Here is a 22,787-nt window from a genome sequence, read left to right as displayed (position 1 = left end):
ACTCCTGCCGAGGGACGGACCTCGCTTACCTTTATATCGTCATAATTTGTAATTCTTTGATTGATCGGTTACTTTAAGAAATTATCCTATTTCTACTCGTGGTAAACCTTATCGTAAATTATATTTCTATCATTTTAGAGGCGGATTTCATGAAGGAATAGAGGTCCGTCCCTAAAAAAAACGGTCATCAGAGATGACCGTTTGCTGGGTGGTGTTCTTTAGTTGTTGGCTCCGGCTGCGATCCGCTTTACGTTTTGTTCGGCGGTTTTCGTGAGGTCCGGGGTGAATCCGTTTTTCATTCGCTGATTTTCTTCGTTGAAGTAGTCTTGGACTTCCTGGTCGAATTCTATTTCAATTAGATCACGAATGTCTGTAATTCTGAGGGCGATCATAATGGATACAAGGTGAGCCACTGTTAAGGATTTCTTCTTGAAATTCACTAACTCATTGATCGTAGCCACTCTTAATCCTGTTAAGCGGTGAAGATCGCCTTGAGTCAATCCTCGTTCACGCAGGATTTCTCCCAATTTAATGTGAATTTTATGGGGAAATTTATTTAGCGCTTCTATAACAATTGTATTTGTCTTTTGGTGAATCATGATGCTTCAACTCCTCATCCTATATCATATTAACGTGAATACCCCCATTCGTGAACCGGCAATAAATACCATCAGAACGGGTACTTAAGACCATTCCATTTTGAGCATCATGAAGCACCATGAATTAAATGAAAGAAGACTCCCGGGACGTGTCCCGGAAGTCTCCCCCATCTTAATCGTGTTACATCAATACGTTTTGAACGAGGCTCGTCTTCAAGCTTTCGTATACTTCCTCCCATACCCTTCTATCCTTGATGTATTGGGAGGTCAGGCGCTGAATCATCTCTTTCTGCTTTTCAGGGAACAGTTCATGATCCCTCGGTGGAAGCTTCGCCCGCTCATCATCGACGATCTTTTTCACCATTGGAGCTCGCGGCCCCCATACCAGCTTCTCCTTTCCTTCCTTATCGATAAAAATGAAGATCGGGATCGCTCTCGACGTTCCATTGGTCAGATATTGATCCATCAGTTCAAGATTTTCGTCCCTCAAAATCATCCGGACGTCCAGATTGGCCGCCTCCGCAACAGTAAGAAGGATCGGGATGTTCAGCATGGCGTCACCGCACCAATCCTCCGTAATGGCAATCACCCGCAAAGATTGATCCCCAAGCCGATTCAACACATCTACGTCTTCTCGCGGAATCTTAAAGCCCTTCCGGATGGCTTCTGTATTTTCTTTATGAGCACTCATATTTTTTATGTATTCTTCCGGTGTCATTCCTTTATCAAACCATTGTTCCAAGTTCATCCTTTTTCCTCCTCCAGTGGTTCATACCTGTCGAATCACTGTGTTCTTTTCTTGGAGATTCTCTCTCTAGCATAGGCGTGTTTCTCGTAATCTACAAGTGAAAGTCATAATGGATTTACTCAAATTTTCAATTGTACGATTATGCCTGTAGGAATATAATATAAGAAAAGCAACTTCGTGAACAGGTTCGAATGAACTGCTCCAAGATGATTCATTTCCATTTAAAAAAAGGAATAGCGAAACCGCTACTCCTTATCCATTTTTCCAGAGGGGGATGGAAATAGGTAAGTATGGAAAGAAGCATCTCTTTCTTGCATCTTTCCCTGACAGAAAAAAAGCTGACTCAATTGTCAGTTTCATCCTCTCATTTTTCGGTTACATTAAATGGATATAGGACGACGCTTTCCAATGAACCATCTTAGACATCCTGTGATTTCTCAATTATTTTTGTCACTTTATTGTAGTAGTAGTCCAGCTCGACTAGGCTATCTGCCTCCTTCAGCCTCTTTAAATAGTGGTTCGCTTTTTCATAATCTTCTGGTGGCAGTTCAACCTTGATTCTTTTTTTCTTCCACTTCGCCAACAGGTTTCACCTCATTATGATTTGGAGATCCTCCCTTAGAGGTCGGTTCGAGCTGATAATGAGATAGCTCTTGAATATAGGTTGCTTTGGTCGCTGCTAAATTCTGTTCGATTTTTCGTGTGATGACGGAACTTCCCCCGATCCCTGATAATAAACTGATATAGATCACATACCAGATCGGGACTGTATCAACCACCGGTAACACGGACAGATACCCTGCCAGAACGCCTATGATAATATCCTTCGTTGAGCCAAAAAGATAATGTTTCTCACCCTGGTCATCAATAAATTTTCGCGGAAAAGTGAAATGACCGTTTTTGAAAACCAGAATATGTCCTAAGCCCCCAATACCACCCATCAACATTGGCAACAAGATCACTTCGAATAAGGACATTCTATCCACCCTCTGGAATCATTTACTATTATTATATATTATTTACAGAAAATTCAGAATAGATAATTGGACGCAATTTTGTCCACTAAAGGAGCGTCATTATGCGAAAAATTGTGATGAAAGTCTCGTCAATCGACAAACTTCGATTTCAAAACTATATGATGCAGCTCAAAAGGGCTGAATCGAAAGTAGAAGCCGATACGTATTACCGATTAGCCAAACAAATCCTGGAGAAGGCCAAAAGGAAGCAAATGTGATGATTTCTCACTGTACTTCCTTGTAAAAATACAAAAAAAGAAGAGCCATGACAGCCCTTCTCTCCTCTCTACCTGTTTAGTTGACGCCTACCGCATTATACGCAGCATTCACACTTGCCACTTCAGCACTTCCTGCACCATATAAATCCGTTGCTGCCTGAACCGCCGCTGAACGAAGCTGGCTGAAATTCGAGGATGGTGTTAAATATTGTGTAAGGGCACGGTAGTAAATCTTACCGGTCTTATCCGTTCCGATCCCCGTCACCTTCACACCATAGTGTGTACCACCTTGACTTAACAGGTATGCCGCCTTATTTCCGATTCCGCTGTTAATATGAACACCGCCGTTGTCCTGCGTTCCTGTGTATCTTACAGAATAGTGGTCTGGATCACCGTACTTCGCAGGATCAGACATGGAGCGAAGAGCATCTCCACTTTTGTTCGGTGTATAAATGTCTTCCCCAATTTCCCAATCAGGATTATTATTGGCATCGTATTCTACCAATGTTCCAAAAATATCGGACATGGATTCATTGATGGCCCCTGATTCATTTTGATAAATCAGGTCCGCTGTTGTATCTGTCACGGCATGTGTCAGCTCATGGGCGATGACATCAAGTCCGCCGGATAAGGATACGAACGTCGATCCATCTCCATCACCGTATACCATCTGTTGACCATTCCAAAAAGCGTTATTATAGTTTCTGCCGTAATGGACAGTCGATTTCAAGGCTGCTCCATTGCCGTCGTAGCTATTTCGATTATGGGTATTCTTATAATAATCATATGTCGTTCCTGCATAGTAATGTGCATCTACTGCAGCTGCGTCGTAACTTGCGTTAAATAGGTTATCGCTGTCTGCCCAAAGTGAGCCGGGAAGACGGGTACGGTTGGATCCATCATACGTGAAGATCCCTTTCCCTCTGGTGCGATCTTGTAAGTAATAAGTAGATGAAGAAAGGTACGTATTCAGCGATTTTGTATCACCCAACACTCCCTTACCGGATCCGACCGCGTCCGTCCCTCCGGTTGCTCCTCCACCGCCAGGCTTTCCGGCTCCTTTACCTGCTTCATGGATTTCATTCACCTTGGCAAGGATATCACCTGTGACAGCATCCACGAAATAATTCCAGTTCCCAGGCTCCGGTGCAAGGAAATTATAGTTTACGAGATACGCATAATGAGCTTCACCATCTTTCACATAGATCACTGATTCGGATTTCGGGGCGTATTCATAATCAGGCTGGCTGCCTACTGCCTTAACCAGATCCTTTTCAGCTGATGAAACGGCTTCTTTTTTCGATAGTTTCTTCGCTTGTTTCAGATTTTGTTTCCCATCCAGGTTCGCTGCCGGCGCACCCGATAGAGCTGTGAGCACCCCTTCTTTGTTTACATGTGCTGTCAGAACAGCCCCATAAACAGGAGTGCCCTTATATACCTGCTGGATGCGAAGATATGTAAATCCCAGATCATCCTTCTGCTTTTCTACTACTTTGAACGATAATTTCGAATCACCTTTAAACTTGAACGTCTTTTGTTTGTCTGTTAAATAATCAAATACAACTGTTTCCGGAGCCTTTGAAGATGCCTTCGTCAAATGACCCGAAATAAATTGAGGAGTCCCCATCTGTGAATTGAAATTCACCTTTTCACTCACATTCGAAGCCCCAAATGCTTCCGAGGCCAAGACCGGACTCATCATTAACCCTGCTGTCAATCCTAGTGCAACGACTTTCTTCTTCAATTACAACACCTCTTTGAAAGAATTTTCAAACTATTTGAAACATTAGATATACTATAATACAAGCCTTCTATATTACGAACGAGCCGAAAGACCTAATATTCACCTTTTCCAACCTCGGGTTAAATGACCTACACAAAACGGGTAAAAACCACTAGGGTCAGGAAAATTTGAACAAAAAGAGGGACGGACCTTGAACTATTTCAAGGTCCGTCCCTCTTCCCATAGGAAAGCCCCCTGAAAACCAAATGTTTTCGGGGGGCAATATGAAAAATGTTAGCGTTTTTGAATTTCTTGAAGCAATAATTTGTTTACAAGCGGCGGATTGGCCTGACCTTTTGTCGCTTTCATGATTTGACCGACAAGGAAGCCGATGGCACGATCTTTCCCGTTCTTGTAATCTTCGATGGATTGTGGATTCGCATCCAGCGTTTCCGTCACGATCTTGAGTAGCGCACCTTCATCAGAAATTTGAACAAGGCGTTTGTCTTTCACGATCTGCTCAGGATCTCCACCGTTTTCTACCAGCTCTTTGAACACTTTCTTCGCAATCTTGGAAGAAATCGTGCCTTTTTCGATCAACTCGATCATGCCCGCGAGTCCTTGTGGAGTCAGCTTAACATCTTCCAGTTCTTTCTGCTGTGCATTCAGGTATGCTGATACTTCACCCATCAGCCAGTTGGAGGCAAGCTTCGCATCTGCACCTGCTTCAACGGTATCCTGGAAGAAATCAGACATTTCCTTCGTCAATGTGAGAACCATGGCATCGTATGCAGGCAGTCCCATCTCTTCTACATAGCGCTTTTTACGCTCATCCGGAAGCTCAGGGATCTCAGCACGGATGCGGTCCATCCACTCTTGATCGATGTGAAGATGTAAAAGATCAGGTTCAGGGAAGTAACGGTAATCATCCGATCCTTCTTTGACACGCATCAGGATCGTTTTACCCGTCGACTCATCGAAACGAAGCGTTTCCTGTTGAATCAAGCCTCCAGATAAAAGAACTTTCTCCTGACGTACGATTTCATACTCTAATCCTTTTTTCACAAAGTTAAAGGAGTTCAGGTTTTTAAGCTCGGCTTTCGTTCCGAACTTCTCCTGACCGATTGGACGCAGGGAAATATTGGCGTCACAGCGAAGCGATCCTTCTTCCATCTTACAATCGGAAACCCCTGTGTATTGGATGATGGATTTAAGCTTCTCAAGATACGCATATGCCTCTTCCGGTGTACGGATGTCCGGCTCAGATACGATCTCGATCAGAGGTGTTCCTTGACGGTTGTAGTCGACAAGGGAATAACCGTCACCTGAGTGAGTCAGTTTCCCTGCATCTTCCTCAAGGTGAAGACGAGTGATTCCGATCCGTTTCTTTTCACCATTCACTTCGATCTCGATCCAGCCATTTTCACCGATCGGCTTATCGAATTGAGAGATTTGGTACGCTTTCGGGTTATCCGGATAGAAATAGTTTTTACGGTCAAACTTGGTATCCGTTGCGATTTCACAATTCAATGCGATCGCCGCCTTCATTCCGAACTCAATGGCACGCTTGTTTACCACCGGAAGAACACCAGGATATCCAAGGTCGATCACGTTTGTATTTGTGTTCGGCTCTGCTCCGAAGTGGTTCGGCGCCGGAGAGAACATCTTACTGTCCGTTTTTAATTCTACGTGGACTTCTAGTCCGATTACTGGTTCAAAGTTCATTGATTTCACCCCTTACAGTTGTGGTCTTTTTGTATGGAAATCTGTCGCTTGCTCAAATGCGTGAGCGACGCGATAAATCGTGCTTTCGTCAAAATGCTTTCCGATGATTTGAAGACCTAGCGGAAGTCCTGTTGAAGAGAATCCACAAGGTACTGAGATTCCCGGTACCCCTGCAAGGTTCACTGGAATCGTTAAAATATCGTTCGCATACATCGTTAATGGATCATCGATTTTTTCACCGATTTTGAAAGCCGGCGTCGGTGTTGTCGGGCCGATGATGACGTCATATTTCGCAAATACATCTTCAAAGTCTTTCTTGATCAGCGTACGCGCCTGTTGTGCTTTTTTGTAATAAGCCTCATAGTAACCGGAGCTTAAAGCAAACGTTCCAAGCATGATACGACGCTTCACTTCGTCCCCGAATCCTTCTGCACGTGTCTTCTTGTAAAGGTCAAGAAGATTCTCTGCGTTCGGTGTACGGTATCCGTAACGAACACCATCGAAACGTGCAAGATTGGCAGACGCTTCAGATGAAGCTAATAAGTAGTACGTCGACACACCGAATTTAGAGTGCGGCAGAGAAACTTCTTCCCATGTCGCGCCCATGCCTTCCAATACTTTCAGTGAAGCAAGCACAGCTTGACGGGCTTCTTCCCCGACACCTTCACCTAAATATTCTTTCGGTACAGCAATCTTCAATCCTTTTACATCACCTGTAAGAGCTTCCGCGTAATTTGGAACCTCCACGTTGGCTGAAGTCGAATCATTTGGATCAAGTCCAGCGATGGCTTGGAGTAAGTACGCGTTATCCTCAACATTGCGGGTGATCGGTCCGATTTGGTCAAGAGATGAAGCAAATGCGACAAGACCGAAACGGGATACACGTCCGTATGTCGGTTTTAATCCGACAGTACCTGTGAATGCGGCCGGCTGGCGGATCGATCCACCTGTATCTGAACCAAGTGAGAAAGGTACTTCCCCAGCTGCAACGGATGCTGCCGATCCACCTGAAGATCCGCCTGGGACCGTTTCAAGATTCCATGGGTTGCTTGTTTTCTGGAAACCGGAGTTTTCAGTAGATGAACCCATCGCAAACTCATCCATATTCAATTTACCGATCGTGATCGTATCGGCACTATGTAATTTATTGATGACCGTTGCATCATAAATCGGATTGAAGTTTTCAAGGATTTTACTTGCACAAGTGGTACGAAGACCTTTTGTGACGATATTATCTTTAATCCCAATCGGCATTCCGAAAAGAAGACCTTTACTTTCATCCGTCCCCAGTTTGGAATCCATTTCCTTCGCTTTACTGCGGGCATTCTCTTCATCCAGTGTTAAAAATGCCTTTACTTTATCTTCAACGGCGTCGATTCGTTTGTATGACTCGTCTACCAGATCTGTGACAGAAACTTCTTTCTTATGTAAAAGCTCATGAAGCTCTGATAATTTATGGTCAAATAATGACATGAGGTCCCCTCCTTAGTCCAAGATCGATGGAACGCGAACTTGTCCATCTTGTTTGTCTGGTGCGTTCTTCAATACTTCTTCACGTGGCAGGCCTTCAACAGGCTTATCTTCACGCATCACATTCTTCATATCCAGTACGTGACTTGTTGCTTCCACATTCGATGTATCCAATTCATTCAGCTGCTCGGCAAACCCGATAATCGCATCCAGCTGAGTCGTAAACTTCTTCGCTTCATCCTCAGTGATGGCTAGTCGTGCAAGGTGCGCAACATGCTTCACCTGCTCTTCAGAAATTCTAGACATCTTCTTCACCTCCGTATATGTTCGAACACTCACAATACTATTGATAATACCAAAATTCGCTTCATTAAAGCAACTATGATAAGAGATAACCATTGTTAGGGGCATGGCTGATTCTTGTCCATACCTCCGTCTATTCTATCACGAAATGAGGGGGTGGGTGTGATTTTGTGAGGAACACTGTTTTAGGATGTCCGCCACTGTATAAATGAAATCTTTTAATCGCGTATATCACCATATAATGGGTAGAACTACACTTTTCACTTTTCCAAATAAAGGACTCCCCCTCCCCTAAACCGAATCTATAAAAAGAGGTGATTTCATGAAAATATATAGTTTCAAACAAAAGACCGGAAAATCCATTCATCAATTCAACAGTCAAAACGTTACGATCCATCCTTTACTGAAGCCTGATGATCCATTCCAAATCGGGTATTTTTATTTAGAGGAAAACAGCGTGCTGGGCATGCATCCAGCCATGTGCGATCAGCTTCTGATGATCACGTCAGGACGTGGGTGGGTGAGGATCGAAGGGGGAGAAAAAATCATAGTGGAACCGGGCATGGCCGTCTTCTGGCAAGGGGGAGAAATGCATGAATCCGGATCTGAAGATGGTATGACCGCCATTGTAGCCGAAGGAAGCAGTCTCGACCCCGAGCGGTACCTGACTGCGAACTAAAGCATTCCATTTGCTTCCTTTCCTCCATTTGATTACCTTTAAATAGAGTATGTAAATGGAGAGGGTTTTCACAATGCATCCAATTCTACTAGCCTTCATAGCGGGTGTGGTAGGCGGCGGGCTGTTCACGCTCCTGCACCTTCCCCTGTCCTGGCTTCTCGGTTCCATGGTTTTTGTCTTTCTCATCAACAGATGGACAAAGTTTGAGCTTGCCTGGCCGTCTTACCTCCGGGATCTTGGATTGATCATCGTCGGCTATTCCATCGGGCAGTCGTTCAGTCAGAAAACGATGATTGAAATCTTTACTCAGCTTCCTTCCATGCTGACGATGACGGTTGCGATCATTGCCTTCAGTATGGTCCTTGCTTACATTACGTCCAAAATGACGGGAATCGGTTTGTCTTCGACGGTTACCGGTAGTATACCTGGCGGCCTTTCCCAAATGGTGGCTCTCGGAGAGGAAATGAAGGATATTGACTTAACCGTTGTGACGATCCTTCAGGTCATCCGGCTGCTGTCTGTCATTTTCGTGGTACCTTTCCTTGTGTTCAGTCCCCTTTTAGCTGGAGGAGGAACGGGTCCACGTCCTGCATCTGGTCAATTTGAGATTCCTTCTTTTCACTGGGGGTTTGTCCTTTTTTTCATGATTGCCATTGCAGCAGGCTTCATGGCTAGGAGAATCCACCTGCCCACCCCGACTTTACTTGGTCCGATCCTGGTGATCGGCGGCTTCATGGTGGCTGAATGGCCGGTCCCGCATATGCCAGGACTGTTCATTATCCTGGCTCAATTATCTTTGGGTATTTATTTTAGCTTCATGATGAATTTCTCGTCATCCAACTCGATGGGCAAGTTCATCTTATGGTCGTTATTTACTTCCCTGTGCCTGCTTTTGGGTTGTGTAGGACTCAGCTTTTTATTAAGCCGCTGGCATGATGTGTCTTTTTTGACTGCGTTCATTAGCATGGCTCCAGGTGGCATGGCAGAGATGGCACTGGTCGGACAAGCCGTCAACGCAGATCTTTCCATCATTACCGGATACCATTTATTCCGGATTTTATTTATTTTGTTCATCATCCCAGCGATTTTGAAAGGGCTTTTCAAACTGTCGATTTTCCAAAGGGGGCATCACGATTAGAAAAGCTTATTTTTAATGGATGAGAATAGGCTTTTCTTTGGCTTGGGTTTCGCCTTTGCTTCCATCACTTTCTCACTTTTTTTCTGCACAAAGATCTCTTCCTGATCAATGGCATGATCATAAGCGAGGACGAGTCCGATATCCGTCTCGATCTCCTTATTGGTCACCATGGAAAACGACACATGATACGTATCGGCAAGCTTGATGTATTTAGATAAAAAGGTATAGCTCATGTTCCCATTCAGTAAAAGTTTTGCATCAGGATGCTTCTTCAATTGATCCTGAACTTCCTTGTATATTCCCTTTTCCCTCACCTGGCTTTGGGTAAGGGCAATGACGATCCGCTCTCGCAGGGTCCCCAGAAACTTCCTTCTTTCATCAGGCTTGGTTTGTTTTTGCCCATATATTCCATTTTCCAAGTAATCATCTATGGTTGGCTTACTCAAAAACATTGCACCTCCAAAACGTCTAATTACAGTTTCTCCTACACTATATGTTTACATGTGTTCATTTGGTTCTGTCCCATTTTCTCTTATGGGAATGCTTTCAGGCAACTAAAAGGGTCCGCTCATTCACGTGAGCGGACCCTTTGCCATTTATATGAAAAACGATTGTAAAATTGCCTTCTGGACATGCAATCGATTCTCCGCCTGTTGAAATACGGCGGAACATGGACCGTCGATGACGGCTGCAGTGACTTCTTCTTCCCGGTGTGCCGGAAGACAATGGAGGAATGTCACATTTGGAGAAGCATGACTCAACAACTCCTCGTTCACTTGGTATCCTTTAAAATCCTGGAGACGCTTGAACGCTTCCTCTTCCTGCCCCATACTGGCCCAAACGTCCGTGTAAACGACATCAGCACCTTTCACCGCTTCATTCGGGTCATGGGTCAGGGTGAAACTCCCTCCGCTTTTCACGGCCAGATCCAACGTTTTCCCTATGATATCTTCCTTCGGTTCGTACCCTTCAGGACAGGAAACGACGACCTCCATCCCAAGCATGGCACAGAGGATCATGAAGGAGTGGGCCACGTTATTGCCATCCCCGATATAGACGACCTTCACCCCTTTCAGCGTCCCCTTGGTTTCCAGGATCGTGAGGACATCGGCCAACGCCTGGCATGGATGATACGTATCGCAAAGACCGTTGATGACGGGGACACTTGCATACTCTGCCAACTGTGTCACCTTCTCGGTTTCGAACGTGCGGATCATGATTCCGTCCACATAAGAGGACAGGACGCGTGCCGTATCCGCAATCGACTCCCCTCTTCCAAGCTGGATATCACGGGAATTCAAATAGATGGCGTGGCCTCCCAATTGGAGCATTCCCGCTTCAAATGACACCCGTGTTCTTGTGGATGACTTTTCAAAGATCATTCCGAGAGTCTTTCCTTCGAGGCTCTTCGAATAAGGGTTTTCCTTCAAGTACTGAGCCAATGATAAGAGCTCATGGACCTCTTCCGCCGTGTAATCGAGCCACGTGACGAGGTCTCTTCCTTTTAACGACATGTTCTCCGGAGTTGGTGCAATGGTTGAATGGTTCATACTCGGCTCACTCCCTGAATGGATTTTGAATGGACTAAAGGCTTCGGCTGGACGTATGCATTCTTGCTCCGCATGAAGGCTTGCAGGGTTTCCGCTTCCGTTATGACGGTGACACCCGCTTCCAATGCAGCGATTCTTTTCTTCGCGTCCGTTTCCTCATCATTGAAGTAGACACATGCATGATCGGTTTTGATCCATTCACTGAATGATGCTTCTTCAGCCGTTTGATATTGCTTAGCCTGCACACAATCGACGTAGATGGTTCCCCCTGCTTCAACTCCCGCATGCAGCTCTTCAAATACTTTGTATAGAGCTTCTTCAACGGTTTCCCCGAGACATAGACCTTCTCCCGTCGACTTCATATTCGCCCCGAGGATCTGATCGATCTCAGGTAAAGCATGGGATGAGAATACGGGATACTTCACCCCGACTCCGTTTATTTCGGAAGGAGGGTCAAAAGCATCGATGGTCAAACGCTCCCCGCACATGAGATCCGTAGCCATATCAATCAACGGAAAACCGAGGATCTTACTGACTATCGGTACGGTGCGGCTTGCCCGGGGGTTGACTTCCAATACATACACGTTTTGATTCTGCAGCAGGAATTGAATATTCATGATCCCTTTATACTGAAGCGCGGATACGATTTTACGGGCATACTCTTCAATCGTCTCCTTGATTTCCCCTGATAGAGATTCGGAAGGGAAGATGGACATGCTGTCCCCTGAGTGGACGCCGGCCCGTTCAATATGTTCCATCACACCGGGAACATAGACGTCTCCCCCGTCCCCTACAAGATCGATCTCCACTTCCCGTCCTTCTTTAAATTCATCTACCAATATAGGAAAATATTCTTCATCTGCGGTTTGGATGAAGCACTGCATTTCCTCAAGGCTCTTCACTTTCACCATCCCTTTGCCACCGATGACATAGGAAGGGCGGCATAGAAGAGGGAAGGCCAGATTCCCGGCAACATGCATCGCTTCTTCTTTACTGTGGCATATGTCCCCTTTCACACGGGGGATCATGCATCCATCTAGGAGTTGATAAAAACGCTCCCGATCTTCCACCCGGTCAATGATATCGGATGACGTTCCGAGCAGTGTGATTCCCTCTCCTTCTAACATACCGGCAAGGTTCAACGCCGTTTGTCCACCGAATTGAACCAGTACGGTATCGATCCTCTCATGCTTGATGATGGCAAGGACCGCTTCTTTCGTAATCGGTTCGAAATATAATCTGTCCGCGGTTTCATAATCGGTACTGACGGTTTCGGGATTGTTATTCACCATGATCGTGGTGTACCCGTGCTCTTTCAAACGCTTGATGGCCTTGACGGCGCTGTAGTCAAATTCGACTCCCTGACCGATCCGGATTGGTCCCGCCCCGATGATCAGGACTTTTTTCTCCCCTGGTAAAGACTCGATTTCATTTGTCCCATAATACGTTGAATAGGCGTAGTTCGTGATGGCCTCAAACTCGCCGGCGCACGTATCGACCATTTTAAATACGGGAACGATTCCTTCTTCCATTCTCAAATCGACGATAGACGCTTCAGCCATTCCCGTCAGCCCTGCAATGGTACTGTCCTCAAACCGTAACTCCTTCGCTTCTTTCAATAGCTCTGCACTCAATGAAGATGTACTGAGCTTATGTTCCATATCAACAAGATTGCTCATCACCGACAGGAACAGCTTATCGATCCCCGTCATTTCGTGGAGGGCATCGATGGATCGCCCCCCTCTTAACAACTCCATCAGTTCAAAGAATCGTGAATCCGTCGGCGTCACAACCTTTTTCTCCAATTCTTCCAATGTCAGATCTGACATTCCCCCATACAGGCTCTCCAGTGAAAGGTCCAACGATTGAAGCGCCTTTTGAAACGCCGCCTCTAATGAGCGCTCGATCGCCATCACTTCTCCCGTTGCTTTCATCTTGGTGCCGAGGATCCTGTTCGCTTCAGGGAATTTATCGAACGGCCATCTCGGGAATTTCACGACCACGTAATCAAGGGCAGGTTCAAAGCTTGCATAGGTGGTCCTGGTCAGGGGATTGATGATTTCATCCAATGTGTAGCCGACCGCAATCTTCACTGCTACTTTGGCGATGGGATAGCCCGTTGCCTTGGACGCCAGGGCAGATGACCTGCTCACCCGCGGATTCACTTCAATGACATAGTATTGGTTGCTGTTAGGGTCTAAAGCAAATTGTATATTGCATCCTCCCACTACTTCTAATGCGCTTACGATATCAAAGGCGGCCGTACGGAGCATATGAAACTCCCGGTCTGTCAACGTCTGGGACGGTGCCACGACGATGGAATCCCCCGTATGGACCCCTACTGGATCGAAGTTTTCCATATTACAGACCGATATACAATTTCCTTTCGAATCTCTCATCACTTCATACTCGATTTCCTTGAAACCGGCGATGCTTTTTTCCACAAGCACTTGATGGATCGGACTCGCTTTCAAACCGGATAGCACGAGTTTTTTGTATTCCTCCATGCAGGAAGCGATCCCGCCCCCTCTCCCCCCTAACGTATAAGCAGGGCGGACAATGATCGGAAGGGCAATCTCTTTAGAAAAATCCAGGGCCTCTTCCAGGTCATGGACGATGCTGCTTTCCGCCGTCGGGTGACCCAAAGCTTCCATTAACGACCGGAACTTTTCTCTGTCCTCCCCTTTTTGGATCGAATCAACGGACGTACCGAGCAGTTTCACACCGCACTTCTCAAGGACCCCTTTCTCATCGAGCCCGACAGCCAGATTCAAGGCGGTCTGCCCACCGAGACTCGCGACCAACCCTTGTGGTCGTTCCTTTTCGATGATGGCCGTCAAGGTCTTTACGGTCAGAGGTTCACAATACACTGTGTCGGCATAAGCGGTATCCGTCATGATCGTTGCCGGATTGTGATTCACCAGGACCACTTCATAGCCCTCTTCTTTCAGGGCAAGACACCCTTGCGTGCCGGAATAATCGAATTCAGCCGCCTGCCCGATGATGATGGGTCCCGATCCGATGATCAGGATTTTTTGAATACTGGAATCTTTAGGCATACATTTTCTCTCTCCCCGGTTGTTTAATCGAATGATAGAATTGCTGGAATATCCACGAAGCGTCTTCCGGTCCAGGTCGTGCTTCGGGATGGAATTGAACGGAAAGGATCGGCTTACTATTATGCTGCAGGCCTTCAAGGGAACCATCATTGACGTTCATAAATCGTGGCTCAAGCCCTGTCCCGATTAAACTATCTTGATTCACTACATAATTATGGTTTTGCGATGTGATGAACACCTCACCCGTCTCGTTGTCCATGACCGGGTGATTCGCCCCTCTGTGCCCGAATAACAATCGATCCGTTTCCCCTCCCAGTGCAAGGGCGATCAATTGGTGACCCAGGCAGATCCCGAGTGTCGGCATTTGCAGGATTTTTTCTTTCAGCTGTGGTAAGAAGGACATCATTTCCTTCGGGTCCCCAGGGCCGTTGGATAATACCAGTCCATCGACATTCAGTTGATCCAACTGCGCCAATTGGTGATACGGGATGACCGTCACGAGACAATCCATTTTCAACAAGCTTGATACGATCGATTTTTTTACACCGAAATCGATGACGGCGATATGCTTGCTGCCGCTTCCCATTTGAAAAATTTCTGAAGCAGCGACTTTTTCGATTTGACCGTTGAGTGTTTCTTCTTCAGGCAGCATTTCTGTATATGAAATGTACGCATTTTGACTTCCCTCATGACGGATCTCTTTTACAACCTGCCTCGTATCCACCCCTGTCATGAAAGGAATCTTCCATTTTTGAAGATAATCCTTAAGGGATGAAGCCGCTTTATAGTGGGAAAATGATTCGGCTGAACCGAGCATGACGACTCCTTTCACCTGGGGCTTACCGCTTTCGAAATCGTCTTCATTCACACCATACTGGCCGATGAGAGGGTAAGTGAAAACGACGATCTGATCCTTGTAGGAAGGGTCCGTCAGCACTTCCTGATACCCTGTCATTCCTGTGAAAAATACAATCTCACCCTGAACGGGGCCCTCTTCCTCCATCATGACTTTCCCTGTAAAGGTGCTGCCGTTTTGCAAACATAAATAGCCTGTCATGAGTTGACCTCCTATGAATAAATAATTATACTAAGGTATTTTTATGCATTCAACACGAAAAAAATTTAGTAGACTTCGGTTGATTGGTGTTGCTTGATTGTACGGATCAATATTTGAAGGGCCTGATCGAGTTCAGCATAGGTAACCGTCAATGGTGGTAATAACCGGATGACATGTGCTCCTGCCGGAAGGGTCAATAATCCATTATGCCGGAGCTCGGCAATGATATCACTCACTTCCTGATCAAAGGAGATACCGATCATAAAACCGATCCCTTTTACTTCCTGGACCATGTGATATTCCTGAAGCTTGAGGGTCAGTTGTTCCAGGAAATACTCTGATTTATGTTGAACCTCTTTCAGGAATCCCTCTTCGAAAATCGTTTCCATGGTTGCCGTCGCTGCCGACATCGCTAATGGATTCCCTCCGAATGTCGATCCGTGTGTGCCTTGTGAAAAGGATGGGATGAGTTCTTTCTTCCCCATCATGGCCCCCACGGGAAATCCGCTACCGAGTCCTTTTGCAGACGTGACGATATCCGGATCCAGGGAATAGTGCTGGTAAGCAAAGGGCAGTCCCGTCCGTCCCGCCCCTGTCTGGACTTCATCGATGATGAGTAACGCATCCAGTTCGCGGCATTTGGCTTCAACCGCCTGCAAAAAGGAAAGGGTTCCCGGGTTGACTCCCCCTTCCCCCTGGATCACTTCGAGCATGATGGCGGCCACATCCCCATCCTTCACTTCAGATAGTGTTTCCTCATCGTTGTATGGAAGATATTCAAAGGTCGGCAGCAGAGGACCAAATCCGCTGTGGATCTTCTCCTGTCCGGTCGCACTCATCGTTGCGAATGTACGGCCGTGAAAGGATTGCTCAAAGGTCAGGATCTTCGTCTTTCCTGTATGTTTCTTCGCAAGCTTAATCGCCGCTTCATTCGCTTCCGCTCCGCTATTGCAGAAGAAGACGGCATCAAGGCCACTTGCAGAAGCGAGGAGTGTGGCCGCCTCTTCCTGTTTCGTGATCGTAAACAGATTGGACACGTGCCAAAGTGTATCCATTTGCTTCTCCACTGCTTCTTTTACAATAGTAGGTGAATGCCCTAAGTTACAAACGGCGATTCCAGAGATGAAATCCAAATAGGATGTACCATTATGATCCTGGACCTCCGTGCCTTTACCCGAGACCAATTCAATGTCTAACCGATTATAAGTTGGGAATACATGACTCATATCGCTTGAACCCCTTTTTCTTCTGTCATTCGGGTGCCGATCATTTCCCCATCCTGGATGATGGAATCCCGGCATCCGACAATCATCACTTCTTTAATATGTTTGTTTAAAACCGAAAGAGCCGCCTGCACCTTAGGAATCATCCCACCGTAGATCACACCGGTTTCGATATAATGTTGAACGACGTCGATTGTTACACGTGGAACAAGTTCACCATCTTTCAAGATTCCAGGTACATCGGTGACAAATACCAGTTTCTCAGCCTTCAGGGCTTTGGCGACGGCTGCTGCAGCAAGGTCGGCATTCACATTCACCCTTTCTCCTTCCCCTGTCGTTGCAAGAGGGGCAATCACCGGCAAGTAGTTTAATGAGAGTAGATTGTGCAGCAGCGTGAGGTTGACCTCTTCAATTTCCCCGACAAACCCAAGAGACTCTTGATCTATGAAACTCGCCTCGAGTAATTGAGCATCGTACCCGCTTAACCCGACAGCTTTTACCCCATCCCGGTTTAGTCGGTGGACCAATGCGCTGTTCACCTTCCCCTTCAGCATTTGTTCAGCAATGTTTAAGACATCCTTCGTGGTCTTTCGCTGGCCGTTGATGAACGTGGACTGTATTCCAAGCTCTTTAAGTGTTGCCGTAATCTCAGGACCCCCGCCATGAACGAGGATCACATGGTAGTGCTTCTGAAGATCTTTTATGCTTTTATAGAAAAGGGACGACAGCTTCGAAATGATACTCCCACCGAGTTTCACTACAATCACAGGCTTATGTTCGGTAACTTGCATTGATTTTGACGTAATCATACGTAAGATCGCACCCCCATGCTTTTCCTAATCCTTCCCCACTATTCAGTAATACAGAGATGCAAACATATTCATCACTCATGTACCCGCTGACTTCCTCTTCATTGAACGGTTGGGGAGTCCCTTTTGAAAATACGAGGGTGTCCCCGATGCAGATATCACATTGATGAGGGCTGAAGTCGACGCCACTATGGCCCATCGCTCCGACGATCCTTCCCCAGTTCGGGTCCCCGCCGAAGAGGGCCGTCTTCACCAGATTGGAACCGACGATTTTTTTGGCTAGAATGTTGGCATCCTGATGGGACTGTGCTCCTGTGACATTGACTTCCACCAGTTTGGTTGCACCTTCTCCATCCCTTGCGATTTGTTTCGCCAGATCTTCACATACAAGGGTCAATCCTTTTTGAAAGTGAGTCCAGTCAGGATGATTTTCATGAAGAGTTTCATGATCCACCATGCCATTGGCCAAACTGATGACCATATCGTTGGTGGACGTTTCCCCGTCTACAGTGATTTGATTGAAGGATTGATCAATGGCAGTTTTAAGGGAAGCCTGCAAAACGTCCGATGATATGGTGGCGTCGGTTGTAATAAAACCGAGCATTGTCGCCATGTTCGGATGGATCATCCCCGAGCCTTTCGCACAGCCTCCGATGGTGACGGCTTTCCCGTCGATCATGACCTGATAGCACGACGATTTCTCGATTGTATCCGTCGTAAGGATCGCCTGTTGGAAAGACTGTGCACTTTCCGTGTCCTCACCGACCTGGATGTCACTGCAGCCCTTTTTCATCTTATCCATGAGAAGCCATTCTCCGATGACACCTGTGGATGCAACAGCGACGTACTCTTCGGGGATCTGGAACCGTTCGGCGGTCCATTCCCTCGTTTGATACGCATCCCTTAACCCTTGTTCACCTGTGCACGCATTTGCAATGGCACTGTTTACGACGATTGCCTGTAGTTTATGAGATTGTGAGATGCTTTCCTGTGTGACTTTGAGGGGAGCCGCTTGAAAATGACTTTGCGTATAAACCGCTCCGCATTGTGCAGGCTTCTCGCTGTAAATGACACCAAAATCTTTTTTGGCATATCTCAGGCCGGTATGCATACCGCCAGCCTTATATCCAAGAGGTGACAGAATCGTTCCTCCCTTGATAGGTTTCACTGTTTCTTCTTTTACCAGTTTCATTGATTCTCCCCCTTTTATGGATAAATTGGATAGTGATGAAGACCTGTCGTTTCGTCCAACCCAAGCATCACGTTCATATTTTGCACCGCCTGACCCGCCGCTCCCTTTACCAAATTATCGATGACTGATACGATCGTGACCCGGTTCGTCCGTGGATCTGCTTTGATGGATAGGTCACAGAAATTGGTGCCGAATACTTCTTTGGTGCTCGGGAACTGCCCGACCGGACGAATCCTGACGAATGGTTGCTTTTCATAAAAGCTTTCATAGCGGGTATGTAACTCCTCAGTGGTGCAGGTGTCCTTCAAGTCGGCATACATCGTCACCATGATTCCCCTCGTCATGGGAATGAGGTGGGTGGTGAATGTGATCGGTCCCGCTTCACTACTCCATTCCTTCAACTGCTGTTCAATTTCAGGAGTGTGCTGGTGCTGATGGACCTTATAGATTCGTAGATTTTCCTGTGTCTCGGAAAAATGACTGGATTGACTCGCCTTCCTCCCCGCTCCGGATAAACCTGTTTTGGCATCAATGATCAAGGAATGAGGGTCTATAAGATCCTGTTGATAGAGCGGAGCCAGCCCCAGCAGGGTCGCCGTCGGGAAGCAGCCCGGGTTGGCAATCAGATCCGCTTCCCGGATGGCGTGTCGATTGATTTCAGTCAGTCCATAGACCGCTTTCCCGAGGATATCCTGCGGAGCGGATTCTCCTTTATACCACTCTTCATATTCACCCGGATCCTTTAAGCGCAGGTCGCCTGAAAGGTCGATCACTTTCGCCTTTTTGCCCATGAGCTTCTGAGAGAGCTCCTTTGAAACGCCGGAAGGAACCGCCAGGAATACGAAATCAAGCTGCTGCATCTCTTCGATCATGATCGGCTTCACACTTTCTTGGGAAAGACCGGATAAATGTGGATACTGTTCCGCATATGAACTACCCTCCAAAGAAGATGAATATAAAATACAATTATTCACAATCGGATGGTTTGACAACAGACGGTACAACTCCACACCACCATACCCAGTACTACCAACAATACCAACATCCAATACCTCTCACCCCAAACAATAAATTTAAATTAGGTCTAATTATATGAGTGTATATTAATAAAATCAATAGTATATTTATAAATTTTTCTATAAAGTTACTTTATTCACAAATTCACTCCGATAGTACTAGAAACAGATAAAGGTCCGTCCCTCGCTATTGAGGGACGGACCTACATCTGTATATTAAAAACCATTTAGAATTGTGCTGCCTCCGTTGAACCTTTCAGAGCTGTTGTGGAGGATGTGCCACCTGAAATCACCATGGAGACTTCGTCGAAATATCCGGTTCCGACTTCACGCTGATGCCTTGTAGCAGAATATCCGTGCTTTTCGCTGGCAAACTCTGCTTCCTGAAGCTGTGAATAAGCAGCCATACCTCGATCTTTGTACCCTCTCGCAAGCTCGAACATACTGTGGTTCAGTGCGTGGAAGCCTGCAAGTGTGACGAACTGGAATTTATAGCCCATTTTTCCGAGCTCCACCTGGAATTTGGCAATCGTTTCATCGTCCAATTTCTTTTTCCAGTTAAAGGACGGGGAACAGTTGTAAGCCAGTAACTTTCCTGGATGTTCAGCATGAATTGCCTCTGCAAACCGGCGTGCTTCCTCAAGGCTTGGCTCTGACGTTTCACACCACACAAGATCTGCATACGGGGCATATGCAAGACCTCTTGCGATGGCTTGATCAAGACCTGCATTTGTGCGGAAGAACCCTTCAGGAGTTCGGTCACCGGTAATGAACTGGGCATCATACGGATCGACATCACTCGTGATCAAATCCGCGGCATTGGCATCCGTACGGGCAACGATCAAGGTCGGCACACCCATTACGTCCGCTGCAAGACGGGCGGAAATGAGGTTCTTTACAGAAGTTTGAGTAGGAAGGAGCACCTTACCTCCGAGATGACCGCACTTTTTCTCCGAAGAAAGCTGGTCTTCAAAATGGACCGCTGACGCCCCTGCTTCAATCATGCCTTTCATTAATTCAAACACATTCAACTGTCCGCCGAATCCCGCTTCTGCATCGGCAACGATCGGTACGAACCAATCAATCGATTCATCCCCTTCTACATAATGAACCTGATCTGCGCGCTGAAGGGCCTGGTTGATCCTCTTTACGACGGATGGTACGGAGTTAGCAGGGTACAGACTTTGATCTGGATACATATGACCTGAAAGGTTAGCATCCGCTGCAACCTGCCACCCGCTTAGATAAATGGCTTTCAGTCCGGCTCTTACCTGTTGGACCGCCTGGTTTCCTGTCAGGGCACCCAGGGCATTGATATAATCCTCCTCATGAAGCAAATTCCATAGTTTCTCAGAACCCCTGCGGGCAATTGTATGTTCGATATCAATCGATCCCCTTAGTCGAATAACATCTTCCGCTGAGTAAGGACGGGTGATCCCTTTCCATCGTTTATCCATTTCCCAGTTTTCCTGAAGTGCCGTTACACGTTCGTTATTTGCTTTTACCATGTTAAATCTCTCCCTTTTTTGTTTTTATACATACCGGTGTATGTTTGATGTATGGTCTTGCGTCATCGGTTGAGGTCCGTCCCTCATCCAGGTGAAGCGGTAATTGAACAAAGTGATTATGCGTGTTCTATTAACAGTTGACCGGGTCCGCCCCCCGTTAAAGGATCCGGTAGCCGGGAATGGTGAGGAAGTCTGTGAACTGGTCGTTCTTGATGAGCTGATCGAACAGGTCGACGGCTTCAGTGAATCGGCGTTCCTTGTATCGTTCTTCTCCCATTTGGCTTTTGAGTTTTGTCAGCTCTTCCTGCTTGAGCTGTTCGTAGAGCTCCATGGTGATATGCCGGCCATCCTCGAGGATCCCTTTCGGATGACGGATCCATTGCCATAGCTGGGCACGCGAGATTTCTGCCGTGGCCACATCTTCCATCAGATGATGGATCGGTGCCGCTCCTTGGCCGCTCAGCCAGGATGAAATGTATTGAATGCCTACATTAATGTTCAGGCGGACACCTTCTTCGGTTATCGCTCCTTGAGGAACTTCGAGAAGTTCCTGTTCAGATACTTCCAGCTCCATCAATGTTTTCTCTTCAATCTGGTTCTCTTTTTTCATTTCCCGATTGAATACGTCCATGGCAACCGGGACCAGACCAGGGTGCGCGACCCACGTTCCATCATGACCATCCCTTGCTTCCCGTTCTTTATCCGTTTTCACTTTATTGAACGCTTCTTCGTTCTTGACAGGGTCGTTCTTGACAGGAATCTGCGCCGCCATACCGCCTATTGCAGGAGCTCCCCTTCTGTGACAGGTCTTAATCGTAAGCAGGGAATATGCTCTCATGAATGGCGCCGTCATCGTGACCGATGAACGATCGGGAAGAATCACATTTTCCTGTTCCCGAAGCTTTTTGATATAGCTGAAGATATAATCCCATCTTCCACAATTCAACCCTGCTGAGTGTTCTTTTAACTCATAAAGGATTTCATCCATTTCAAATGCCGCTGTGATCGTTTCGATCAGCACCGTCGCTTTGATCGTCCCTTGGGGAATTCCAACATAATCCTGGGCAAATACAAATACTTCATTCCAGAATCGTGCTTCTTCATGGCTTTCTAATTTAGGTAAGTAAAAATAAGGGCCTTTATTCAGTGAAGTTAGGTGAGTCGCATTATGGAAGAAGAATAACCCAAAGTCGACAAGGCTTCCTGATAGAGACTCTCCATCCAGTTCGATGTGTTTCTCCTCCAGGTGAAGTCCTCTGGGTCTTACGATCAGAACCGCGTGCTCTTCGTTCAATTCATAACGCTTCCCGTTTGTCTCGAAGTCTATCGTGTGGTGTACAGCGTCTCGGAGGTTGATTTGTCCTTCTATGAGGTTGTTCCATGTAGGTGAAGTGGCATCTTCAAAACACGCCATGAAACATTTCGCTCCTGAATTCAGAGCATTGATGACCATTTTCCGATCGACAGGGCCTGTGATCTCCACCCTTCGATCCTGGAGTGCTGTCGGAATCGGAGCAACCTTCCACTCACTTTGGCGGATCGATTCGGTTTCCGTCAAAAAGTGAGGAAGCTCTCCTCCATTGATCCGCTCCTGCTTCTTCTCTCTGTTGTGTAACAGCTCCCTGCGTTTCTCCCCGAACCTGCGCTCCAGCTGTTCCAAAAACTGCAGTGCCTCAGAGGATAACATCTCATCAAAGCCCGGTTTAAGTTCCCCGGTTACCTTGATACCAACCATTTGAGTCGACATAGAACGT

Annotated in this window: 21 protein-coding genes; 3 read left to right on the top strand and 18 right to left on the bottom strand. The window is 46.6% G+C overall.

The window, feature by feature from the left end:
• Positions 1-218: 218 nt before the first annotated feature.
• From P8596_RS01975 to P8596_RS01960, 4 genes are all read right to left on the bottom strand, one after another.
• A complete protein-coding gene (locus P8596_RS01975; protein WP_034760875.1) occupies positions 219-599 on the bottom strand; it encodes a helix-turn-helix domain-containing protein in 381 nt (126 codons plus the stop codon).
• A gap of 181 nt (positions 600-780) precedes the next feature.
• Complete coding sequence (locus P8596_RS01970; protein ID WP_279725668.1) at positions 781-1,347, bottom strand: thioredoxin family protein; 567 nt, start codon at positions 1,345-1,347, stop codon at positions 781-783.
• A 418-nt stretch (positions 1,348-1,765) separates the two neighbouring features.
• Positions 1,766-1,930 carry a hypothetical protein gene (locus P8596_RS01965; RefSeq protein ID WP_156030061.1) on the bottom strand — a complete coding sequence of 55 codons (165 nt, stop codon included), beginning with the start codon at positions 1,928-1,930 and terminating at the stop codon, positions 1,766-1,768.
• A complete protein-coding gene (locus tag P8596_RS01960) occupies positions 1,896-2,324 on the bottom strand; it encodes a DUF4257 domain-containing protein (protein WP_034760872.1) in 429 nt (142 codons plus the stop codon). Before P8596_RS01960 ends, P8596_RS01965 begins: the two co-directional genes overlap by 35 nt.
• A gap of 101 nt (positions 2,325-2,425) precedes the next feature.
• Between P8596_RS01960 and P8596_RS01955 the strand changes: the two genes are divergently transcribed.
• Complete coding sequence (locus P8596_RS01955) at positions 2,426-2,581, top strand: hypothetical protein (protein ID WP_156030059.1); 156 nt, start codon at positions 2,426-2,428, stop codon at positions 2,579-2,581.
• A 76-nt stretch (positions 2,582-2,657) separates the two neighbouring features.
• Here P8596_RS01955 and P8596_RS01950 read toward each other — a convergent pair whose 3' ends face one another.
• From P8596_RS01950 to gatC, 4 genes are all read right to left on the bottom strand, one after another.
• Positions 2,658-4,283, bottom strand: a complete 1,626-nt coding sequence (locus P8596_RS01950; protein ID WP_481900329.1) for a M4 family metallopeptidase — start codon at positions 4,281-4,283, stop codon at positions 2,658-2,660.
• A 315-nt stretch (positions 4,284-4,598) separates the two neighbouring features.
• Positions 4,599-6,029: an Asp-tRNA(Asn)/Glu-tRNA(Gln) amidotransferase subunit GatB gene (gene gatB, locus P8596_RS01945; RefSeq protein ID WP_279725663.1), complete on the bottom strand. Its 1,431-nt coding sequence runs from the start codon at positions 6,027-6,029 to the stop codon at positions 4,599-4,601.
• Positions 6,030-6,041: 12 nt separating this feature from the next.
• The gene (gene gatA / locus P8596_RS01940; RefSeq protein WP_034760866.1) at positions 6,042-7,502 is read right to left on the bottom strand and encodes an Asp-tRNA(Asn)/Glu-tRNA(Gln) amidotransferase subunit GatA; all 1,461 of its coding nucleotides are present in this window, start codon (positions 7,500-7,502) and stop codon (positions 6,042-6,044) included.
• A gap of 12 nt (positions 7,503-7,514) precedes the next feature.
• Complete coding sequence (gene gatC / locus P8596_RS01935; RefSeq protein WP_034760864.1) at positions 7,515-7,805, bottom strand: Asp-tRNA(Asn)/Glu-tRNA(Gln) amidotransferase subunit GatC; 291 nt, start codon at positions 7,803-7,805, stop codon at positions 7,515-7,517.
• A 319-nt stretch (positions 7,806-8,124) separates the two neighbouring features.
• Here gatC and P8596_RS01930 point away from each other — a divergent pair, with 319 nt between their 5' ends.
• Positions 8,125-8,481, top strand: a complete 357-nt coding sequence (locus tag P8596_RS01930; RefSeq protein WP_279725659.1) for a cupin domain-containing protein — start codon at positions 8,125-8,127, stop codon at positions 8,479-8,481.
• A gap of 73 nt (positions 8,482-8,554) precedes the next feature.
• Positions 8,555-9,619: an AbrB family transcriptional regulator gene (locus P8596_RS01925; protein ID WP_279725656.1), complete on the top strand. Its 1,065-nt coding sequence runs from the start codon at positions 8,555-8,557 to the stop codon at positions 9,617-9,619.
• Here P8596_RS01925 and P8596_RS01920 read toward each other — a convergent pair.
• The 10 genes from P8596_RS01920 to aceB all read right to left on the bottom strand — a co-directional run bounded on the left by P8596_RS01920 (position 9,616) and on the right by aceB (position 22,780).
• The gene (locus P8596_RS01920) at positions 9,616-10,065 is read right to left on the bottom strand and encodes a YueI family protein (protein ID WP_254652846.1); all 450 of its coding nucleotides are present in this window, start codon (positions 10,063-10,065) and stop codon (positions 9,616-9,618) included. The two genes, P8596_RS01925 and P8596_RS01920, sit on opposite strands and share 4 nt — an antisense overlap.
• 150 nt (positions 10,066-10,215) lie before the next feature.
• Positions 10,216-11,169 carry an ornithine carbamoyltransferase gene (gene argF, locus P8596_RS01915; RefSeq protein WP_279725655.1) on the bottom strand — a complete coding sequence of 318 codons (954 nt, stop codon included), beginning with the start codon at positions 11,167-11,169 and terminating at the stop codon, positions 10,216-10,218.
• Complete coding sequence (locus P8596_RS01910) at positions 11,166-14,228, bottom strand: carbamoyl-phosphate synthase (glutamine-hydrolyzing) large subunit (RefSeq protein ID WP_279725654.1); 3,063 nt, start codon at positions 14,226-14,228, stop codon at positions 11,166-11,168. The genes argF and P8596_RS01910 overlap by 4 nt, the downstream gene beginning before the upstream one ends.
• Positions 14,221-15,285: a carbamoyl phosphate synthase small subunit gene (locus tag P8596_RS01905; protein ID WP_279725653.1), complete on the bottom strand. Its 1,065-nt coding sequence runs from the start codon at positions 15,283-15,285 to the stop codon at positions 14,221-14,223. The genes P8596_RS01910 and P8596_RS01905 overlap by 8 nt, the downstream gene beginning before the upstream one ends.
• Before the next feature lie 65 nt (positions 15,286-15,350).
• Positions 15,351-16,511, bottom strand: coding sequence for an acetylornithine transaminase (locus P8596_RS01900; RefSeq protein WP_279725652.1), 1,161 nt, complete (start codon positions 16,509-16,511; stop codon positions 15,351-15,353).
• Positions 16,508-17,317 (bottom strand): acetylglutamate kinase, encoded by an 810-nt coding sequence (gene argB, locus P8596_RS01895; RefSeq protein ID WP_279725650.1) that lies wholly within the window; start codon positions 17,315-17,317, stop codon positions 16,508-16,510. Before argB ends, P8596_RS01900 begins: the two co-directional genes overlap by 4 nt.
• A complete protein-coding gene (argJ, locus tag P8596_RS01890; protein WP_279725649.1) occupies positions 17,280-18,509 on the bottom strand; it encodes a bifunctional ornithine acetyltransferase/N-acetylglutamate synthase in 1,230 nt (409 codons plus the stop codon). The genes argB and argJ overlap by 38 nt, the downstream gene beginning before the upstream one ends.
• Positions 18,510-18,523: 14 nt before the next feature.
• On the bottom strand, positions 18,524-19,558 hold the full coding sequence (argC, locus tag P8596_RS01885; protein WP_279725647.1) for an N-acetyl-gamma-glutamyl-phosphate reductase: 1,035 nt from the start codon (positions 19,556-19,558) through the stop codon (positions 18,524-18,526).
• Positions 19,559-19,752: 194 nt separating this feature from the next.
• Positions 19,753-21,033 carry an isocitrate lyase gene (gene aceA / locus P8596_RS01880; RefSeq protein WP_034760848.1) on the bottom strand — a complete coding sequence of 427 codons (1,281 nt, stop codon included), beginning with the start codon at positions 21,031-21,033 and terminating at the stop codon, positions 19,753-19,755.
• 157 nt (positions 21,034-21,190) lie between these two features.
• The gene (gene aceB / locus P8596_RS01875; RefSeq protein WP_279725645.1) at positions 21,191-22,780 is read right to left on the bottom strand and encodes a malate synthase A; all 1,590 of its coding nucleotides are present in this window, start codon (positions 22,778-22,780) and stop codon (positions 21,191-21,193) included.
• Positions 22,781-22,787 lie beyond the last annotated feature (7 nt).

Origin of the sequence: Rossellomorea sp. DA94, from assembly GCF_029834455.1 — a bacterium.
Classification (GTDB): domain Bacteria; phylum Bacillota; class Bacilli; order Bacillales; family Bacillaceae_B; genus Rossellomorea; species Rossellomorea vietnamensis.
Note: the sequence above shows the minus strand (reverse complement) of the source record. Positions and strands in the feature narration are given on the sequence as shown.